This is a genomic window from Tardiphaga sp., from assembly GCF_041424195.1.
Classification (GTDB): Bacteria; Pseudomonadota; Alphaproteobacteria; order Rhizobiales; family Xanthobacteraceae; genus Tardiphaga.
In genome coordinates, this window is the sequence record NZ_JBGMOE010000062.1 from 99,895 (window position 1) to 107,268 (window position 7,374).

6 protein-coding genes and 1 riboswitch are annotated in these 7,374 nt (G+C 61.8%); of the genes, 4 read left to right on the forward strand and 2 right to left on the reverse strand.

Translation table 11 applies throughout. The features are described from left to right. Nucleotides 1-107 precede the first annotated feature (107 nt). The gene (locus ACEK02_RS10235) at nt 108-1,304 is read left to right on the forward strand and encodes a glycosyltransferase family 87 protein (RefSeq protein ID WP_371421598.1); all 1,197 of its coding nucleotides are present in this window, start codon (nt 108-110) and stop codon (nt 1,302-1,304) included. On the opposite strand, the gene ACEK02_RS10240 is transcribed toward ACEK02_RS10235, so the two are convergent. Further along, nucleotides 1,276-1,917 (reverse strand): HD domain-containing protein, encoded by a 642-nt coding sequence (locus ACEK02_RS10240; protein WP_371421599.1) that lies wholly within the window; start codon nt 1,915-1,917, stop codon nt 1,276-1,278. The two genes, ACEK02_RS10235 and ACEK02_RS10240, sit on opposite strands and share 29 nt — an antisense overlap. A 166-nt stretch (nt 1,918-2,083) precedes the next feature. On the opposite strand from ACEK02_RS10240, the gene ACEK02_RS10245 reads away from it, so the two are divergent. Beyond that, nucleotides 2,084-3,049 carry a GlxA family transcriptional regulator gene (locus ACEK02_RS10245; RefSeq protein WP_371421612.1) on the forward strand — a complete coding sequence of 322 codons (966 nt, stop codon included), beginning with the start codon at nt 2,084-2,086 and terminating at the stop codon, nt 3,047-3,049. A gap of 5 nt (nt 3,050-3,054) precedes the next feature. Here ACEK02_RS10245 and ACEK02_RS10250 read toward each other — a convergent pair whose 3' ends face one another. Next, on the reverse strand, nt 3,055-3,252 hold the full coding sequence (locus ACEK02_RS10250; protein ID WP_371421600.1) for a hypothetical protein: 198 nt from the start codon (nt 3,250-3,252) through the stop codon (nt 3,055-3,057). Nucleotides 3,253-3,412: 160 nt separating this feature from the next. Next, nucleotides 3,413-3,634: riboswitch (cobalamin riboswitch) on the forward strand. Nucleotides 3,635-3,753: 119 nt separating this feature from the next. Here ACEK02_RS10250 and ACEK02_RS10255 point away from each other — a divergent pair. Together ACEK02_RS10255 and ACEK02_RS10260 are read left to right on the forward strand one after the other, a co-directional pair. Next, a complete protein-coding gene (locus tag ACEK02_RS10255) occupies nt 3,754-6,684 on the forward strand; it encodes a ribonucleoside-diphosphate reductase subunit alpha (protein WP_371421601.1) in 2,931 nt (976 codons plus the stop codon). A gap of 146 nt (nt 6,685-6,830) precedes the next feature. Further along, nucleotides 6,831-7,374: ribonucleotide-diphosphate reductase subunit beta (locus ACEK02_RS10260; RefSeq protein WP_371421602.1), on the forward strand; the 544-nt coding region annotated here is incomplete at its 3' end.

The window sequence follows — 7,374 nt, forward strand, 5'->3', positions numbered from 1 at the left end:
GTAGCTCCGATTGCGCTGCGCTCCGGTCGGCTTACGGTCCACTTAAACCTTCCTCAAACTTCCCCCGGCACTGTCCGCCAGCGCCTTTGATGCGCATTGGGGACCCCATGGCAGTGCCGCTCACGATGACTTCGACACCCGGGCGCGGCCTCATTCCGCCGGCGCTGCTGATTGTCTGCACCATCCTGACGATGCTGCATCTCGCCTTCTTCCCGACCTTTTACGGCCGCGGCTGGATCTATGAGGGCGACCTCGGCTCCCCGACGGACTTCATCAACGTCTGGTCCGCCGGCCGACTGGTGCTCGATGGGCATCCGGCATGGGCCTATGACTGGGACATTCAGAAGAAGATCCAGATCGCCGTCCTCGGCCAGACCTATCCGGGCAATTTTGCCTGGCACTATCCGCCGCCATTCCTGTTCATCGCGGCATTACTCGCGAAGCTGCCTTATGCCGTGGCCTTTGCCGGCTGGGCTGCAGTCAGCTTCATTCCTTATCTGATTGCGATGCGCGCGATCGTCGGTCGCCCCTTCGGATTGGTGTTGGCAGCGGCTTTTCCGGTTGTCATGACCAACGCGCTGGTCGGGCAGAATGGATTTCTGACGGCGGCGCTCATCGGCGGCATGCTGGTGCTATTGCCCACCCGACCGATCCTGTCGGGCATCTGTCTGGGGCTGCTCAGCTACAAGCCGCAATATGGTTTGCTGTTTCCGCTGATGTTGATCGCGGCATCACAATGGAAGGCGTTTGTCATTGCAGGCATCACGACCGTGCTGCTGGCCGCGGTGTCGTGGCTCGCGTTCGGCACGGAGAGCTGGCAAGCCTTTATTCACTGGATGCCGATGTTCTCGCAGGCCTTTCTCACCGAAGGCCGCGCGCCGTGGGGCAAGATGCAGAGCATCTTCGCCCTGGTGCGCTATTTTGACGGCAGCGAGCCGCTGGCATGGACGTTTCAGTGGATCATGATCGGCGCCGTCGTGGCGGTGCTCGTCCCGTTGTGGCGAAGCAGTGTGCGATACGAATTGAAAGCAGCCGCGCTGGCGGTCGGCGCCTTGCTGACGACGCCGTATCTGTTTCTGTACGACGTCATGGTGCTTGCAATTGCCGTCGGCTTTCTCGCGCGTATCGGTCTCTCCGAAGGCTTTCAGCGCCACGAACTGCCGATCCTCGGCGCCGCCGCGGCGCTGTTGATTGCTTATCCATTCCTGGGCGGCCCCACTGGCTTCGGCGCAACGCTGCTGGTGGCAGCGTTGATCGCCATGCGAATCCGAAGCTCTATTCGCTCCACGCCGAGTTCAGGATGACGCTGCAGAAATTAACGCGCTTGTAGCTGGGGTCGCGAAGTTCGAGCACGTCAGCCTTGACGTTGCCGAAGGTGGTCTCCGGCTTGTGGATCGTCCCTGCAGCGAACGCATCGATGATCCCGTTCTTGAAGTCATGGCCGCGCGGATGGCAGGCACACACTTCGTGGCGCTGATGTGCCGTGAATGCATCGTAGTCCAGACCAAGTACATCCATCTCGACACCCGCCGTCACCAGCGCCACGACGGGGCGCTTGTGCTTGGGAATGCCCGGCGTCGTGTGAAGCGCGATGGCGTCCCAGACATCGTCGATATCGCGTTCATCGATATGGTGGCTGCGCAGGAAGTCTGCGGCAGCATTCGCGCCATCGACCTCGAAACGCTCCTCCTTGCTCGCACAGGGCGCCTGCAGGCCCATGTCGTGAAACATGGCGCCCACATAGAGTAACTCGGAATCGACCTTGAGACCCTTGCGCTGCCCCGCGAGCGCGCCGAACAGGAAAACGCGATTGGAGTGGTGATACAAAAGCTCACTTTCCGTATCGCGCACCAGTTGATCGACCTGGCGGGCGAGGGCGCTGTCCGGCACTTTAATGCCGGCAATCGTCTTGCTCATGGGATGCTCCTTGCACTGTCGTTGTGATGCATCCGTTGTCGTCCGAGGGCGGTGTTCTCGCAATCGCGCAACGCCCTGTAAAACTGCCATTCATCCCTGATTTCCTGCCGGAACGCGACTATCTATTCTTCGGCGTCTGGGTTTACTGCCATCGATGGAATGAAGCATCACCATGAAGTCCGTTGCGCTTGCGATCTTTCCGGGTGTCCAGTCGCTGGACGTGGCCGGTCCGCTTGATGTGTTCATGGAGGCCAATGGCTTCGTCGCGCCGAGCGACGGCTACGACATCACGCTTGTTGCAGCAGACTGCACGCCGCTCCGTGCATCGAACGGTTTGCGGATATCCGCCGATCTGGCGTTCAGCGACGCGAAGAAGCCCTGGGATCTGGTTCTGGTTGCCGGCGGGCCAGGTCTGCCGTCGGCGGAGGCCGATCCGCAGCTCACCGAGTGGCTGGCCAGCGCAGCACTCCATGCGGAGCGTTACGGCTCGGTGTGCACCGGTGCATTCGCGCTCGGCCATGCAGGTCTGCTCGACGGCAAGACGGTGACGACGCACTGGCAGAATGCGCCGCTATTGGCGCTGCGTTTCCCCAAGGCGCATGTGGAGTTCGATCGCATCTATAGCCGCGATGGCGCGCTCGTGACATCGGCCGGCGTCACCGCAGGCATCGATCTCGGTCTCGCACTGGTTCAGGAAGATCATGGTGCCGATGTTGCGCTGGCCGTGGCCAAGCGTCTGGTCGTGGTGGCGCAGCGGCAGGGCGGCCAGTCGCAATTCAGTCCCTATCTGGTGCCGCCGGCCGAGCCGGGTTCACCAATCGCGCGCGTCCATGCCCATGTGATGGCTCATTTGCGTGACGCGCACAGCGTGGATGAACTTGCGGATGTGGCGGGCATGAGCGCGCGAACTTTCGCGCGGGTATTTAAGCAGGAAACGAAGATGACGCCCGCAGATTTCGTTGAGGGCGCCAGGATCGACACGGCGCGTAACCGCCTCGAAGGCAGCGATCTGCCGCTGAAGATGGTGGCCTATGAATGCGGCTTCACCACCGCCGAACACATGCGTCAGGTCTTTGTGCGACGGCTGGGCCTGACCCCCAGCCAGTACCGGGCCAGCTTTCGCGCGGTCTGATCCGCTCAGGCGAGCTGCAAAGAGGAGATTGGATCGCTGGCCGGAAAACTGTCCATCAGCGCCTCGTTCAGCATCTCGTCGAGGCGGCGACGGGCAATCTGCTCCGTTGTCTCGAACGCCGCGGGCACACCCGGGCGCTCGACGATAGTATTGAAGTTCATCCTCTCGGTGGTCGTTATCAGGTTGCGCATGGCATCCTCCATTGGTTGATGATCGTGTTCTGCGCTTCACAGCGCTTCCGGACAACGAATCGCATCGTGCAGAGACCGCCACCGATGCCGCGGATCCTGCCAGGGCAAGCAGTTGTCCACGGGACCAACAGCCGTCATGAATTTGTCCGCTTGACACTCTGCCACGGGTCACACCAAATGTAGATGTCACGGTCCGCCTTGTCGCAAGACTTGGTGGCTAAGAGGGAAGCCGGTGAAGACGTTGTTTTCGCGTCCAATTCCGGCGCTGCCCCCGCAACTGTAAGCAGAGAGTTTGTTTCGTCTGAAGTCACTGATGCCCTGTCGGCATTGGGAAGACAGAAACAAGCGCTTGAATCTGCGAGCCAGGAGACCTGCCGCGACACCAGAACGTCCATGGGCGGGGTGTCCCAGCGGTCGCTTGCAGGCAATGCCGGCGGGATGTCCGCCGTGTATTTTGCAGCGTCCTTTCGGCCCCAGCCCCCATTGCTTGATGCATCACACGGGGTCTTGCCGATGCCTACTTCATCTTCCGTCTTGTCCAACGGCCGCGATGCGGCTCATACGCCGCCGGTTCAACGGTCGCCGGAAACGCTCGCTGCACCCGCGCGCGAACCCTCGATGCAGATTATCCGCCGCAACGGCACCGTGTCGCCTTTCGACGGCAGCAAGATTTCCGTGGCCATGACCAAGGCGTTCCTCGCCGTCGAGGGCCACACCGCTGCCGCGTCGCGCCGCGTTCATGAAGCGGTGGAGCAGCTCACCGGCGACGTCGTCGCCGCGCTGACGCGCCGTGTCGGGGAAGGGCGCACCTTCCATATCGAGGACGTGCAGGATCAGGTCGAACTGGCGCTGATGCGCAGCGAGCATCACAAGGTCGCGCGCGCTTATGTGCTGTATCGCGAGGAGCGCGCCCGCACCCGCGCAGAGGAACTGGCCGCCAAGCCTGCGCTCGTCTCCACCGCGCCGGTGCTGCATGTCACGCTCGCCAACGGCACCCGGGCGCCGCTCGATTCGGCGCGTCTGGCGCTGATCGTCAACGAGGCCTGCGCCGGCCTCGATGGCGTCGAGGCCGCCCCGGTGCTCGAGGAAACCCGCCGCAATCTCTATGACGGCATCACGCTGGATGAGCTGGCACTGGCCGGCATCATGGCCGCGCGCACGCTGGTGGAGCAGGAACCGAACTACACCTTCGTCAGCGCCCGTCTGCTGCTCGACAAGCTGCGCACTGAAGTCCTGTCCTTCGTCCATGGCAGCCTGACGCATGCATCGCAGGCTGACATGACCACGCGTTACGCCGACTATTTCGGCGCCTATATCAAGACCGGCATCAATGCCGAACTGCTCGATCCTGAACTCGCGCGTTTCGACCTCAAGCGAATCGCCGCAGCGCTGAAGCCGGAAGGCGATCTCCAGTTCCAGTTTCTGGGCCTGCAGACGCTCTACGATCGCTACTTCCTGCATGTCCAGGGCAACCGCATCGAGCTGCCGCAGGCCTTCTTCATGCGCGTCGCCATGGGCCTCGCATTGCGCGAGATCGACCGCGAAGCCCGTGCCATCGAATTCTACAATCTGCTGTCGTCGTTCGACTTCATGGCCTCGACGCCGACTCTGTTCAATTCCGGCACGCTGCGCCCGCAGCTGTCGTCCTGCTTCCTCACCACCGTCGCCGACGATCTCGACGGCATCTTCAAGTCGGTGAAGGACAATGCGCTGCTGGCGAAATATTCCGGCGGTCTCGGCAATGACTGGACCCGCGTGCGCGGGTTGGGTGCCCATATCAAGGGCACCAATGGCGAGAGCCAGGGTGTGGTGCCATTCCTGAAGGTTGCCAACGATACGGCCATCGCCGTCAACCAGGGCGGCAAGCGCAAGGGCGCGGTCTGTGCCTATCTGGAAACCTGGCATATCGACATCGAGGAATTCCTCGATCTGCGCAAGAACACCGGCGACGACCGCCGCCGCACCCACGACATGAACACGGCCAACTGGGTGCCAGATCTGTTCATGCAGCGCGTTGAGCTTGACGGCGAATGGACACTGTTCTCGCCTGACGAAACGCCGGAACTGCACGATCTCTATGGCAAGCCCTTTGCCGAGCGCTATGCGGCCTATGAAGAGAAAGCCGCGCGCGGCGAGATCCGCGTCTTCAAGAAAGTGCGGGCGACTGACCTGTGGCGCCGCATGCTGACCATGGTGTTCGAGACCGGCCATCCCTGGATCACGTTCAAGGATCCCTGCAACCTGCGCTCGCCGCAGCAGCATGCCGGCGTGATCCACTCGTCGAATCTCTGCACCGAGATCACTTTGAATACGTCGGATGATGAAGTCGCCGTCTGCAATCTCGGTTCGGTCAATCTGCTGAATCACATCGGCAAGGAAGGTCTCGACCATGCGCAGCTGAAGCGCACCGTGACTACGGCGATGCGGATGCTCGACAATGTCATCGACATCAATTTCTACACCATCCCAGAAGCCCGCCGCTCGAACCTCAAGCATCGGCCGGTCGGTCTCGGCCTGATGGGCTTCCAGGACGCCCTGCAGGTCCAGGGCATCGCGATGGCGTCGGACGCTGCCGTCGCCTTCGCCGACACCAGCATGGAAGCGATTGCCTTCCATTCGATCTCGGCATCGGTCGATCTCGCTGCCGAGCGCGGCCGTTATCCGTCCTTCGATGGATCGCTGTGGAGCCGCGGCATTCTGCCGATCGACTCCATAGAAATACTCGCCGCTGCGCGGGGCGGCGTGCAGATGGATCGTTCGACCACGCTGGACTGGAACAGCCTGCGGGACCGCGTGAAGTCCACCGGCATGCGCAATTCCAACGTGATGGCGATCGCGCCGACGGCGACGATCTCCAATATCTGCGGTGTCGCGCAGTCGATCGAACCCGCCTATCAGAACCTCTATGTCAAATCGAACATGTCGGGCGACTTCACGGTGGTGAACGCGTTTCTCGTGCGCGATCTGAAGAAGCGCGGGCTGTGGGACGAGGTAATGGTCTCCGATCTCAAGTATTTCGACGGCAGCGTCGGATCGATCGACCGCGTACCCGACGATCTCAAGGCGCTGTATGCGACCTCATTCGAGATCGACAGCGCGTGGCTGATCGAGGCGGCCTCGCGCCGGCAGAAATGGATCGACCAGGCGCAGTCGCTCAATCTCTACATCGCCAATCCCTCCGGCAAGAAGCTCGACCAGCTTTATCGCCTCGCCTGGACGCTGGGATTGAAGACGACCTACTACCTGCGCTCGCGCAGCGCGACGCATGTGGAGAAGTCCACGCTGAAGGGCACCGACGGCAAGCTCAATGCTGTGTCGGCCATGGTGGCGACAGCGAACACGGCAGGCGCGCCGATTCTCGTTCAGTCTTCCGTCACGGCACCGGAGCTGAATGTCGCGATGGCCTGCTCGATCGACAACCCCGAATGCGAGGCGTGTCAGTAAGGCTGCGCCAAACACACTGACCTCATCCTGAGGAGCGGCCTCTTGGCCGCGTCTCGAAGGATGGCCCCACGCTCATGGTTCGAGACGTCCGCTGAAGAAGCGGGCTCCTCACCATGAGGGCCGAACAAATACGCAAGGAACACCCCATGCTCGACTGGTCCGATACCTCAGCCGCTCCCAAAAACCCCGCCTTCATCCCACTCCCGCAGCCTCCCGCCGACGCCACCGGCCTTGGCACTATCGATCGCGCCGGCGGCCGCGTCTCGGTGGACGAAAAGCGGATGATCAACTGCCGCGCTGACGTCAATCAGCTGCTGCCGCTGAAATACAAATGGGCGTGGGAGAAGTATCTTGCCGGCTGCAACAATCACTGGATGCCCACCGAAGTCTCCATGCAGGCCGATATCGCGCTGTGGAAGTCCCGCGACGGCCTGACTGAAGACGAGCGCCGCGCCATCAAGCGCAATCTCGGTTTCTTCGCGGCGTCGGAGAGCCTCGTCGCCAACAACATCGTGCTGGCGATCTATCGCCACCTCACCAATCCGGAATGCCGCCAGTATTTGCTGCGGCAGTCTTTCGAGGAGGCCGTGCATACGCACACCTTCCAGTATATCGTCGAAAGCCTCGGACTCGATGAGGGCGAACTGTTCAACATGTATCGCGAGGTGCCGTCGATCACCGAGAAGGCGG

Coding starts and splice junctions, on each gene's coding strand:
- ACEK02_RS10255 (WP_371421601.1), top strand. CDS start 3,754: ATGCCTACTTCATCTTCCGTCTTGTCCAACGGCCGCGATGCGGCTCAT.
- ACEK02_RS10235 (WP_371421598.1), top strand. CDS start 108: ATGGCAGTGCCGCTCACGATGACTTCGACACCCGGGCGCGGCCTCATT.
- ACEK02_RS10250 (WP_371421600.1), bottom strand. CDS start 3,252: ATGGAGGATGCCATGCGCAACCTGATAACGACCACCGAGAGGATGAAC.
- ACEK02_RS10240 (WP_371421599.1), bottom strand. CDS start 1,917: ATGAGCAAGACGATTGCCGGCATTAAAGTGCCGGACAGCGCCCTCGCC.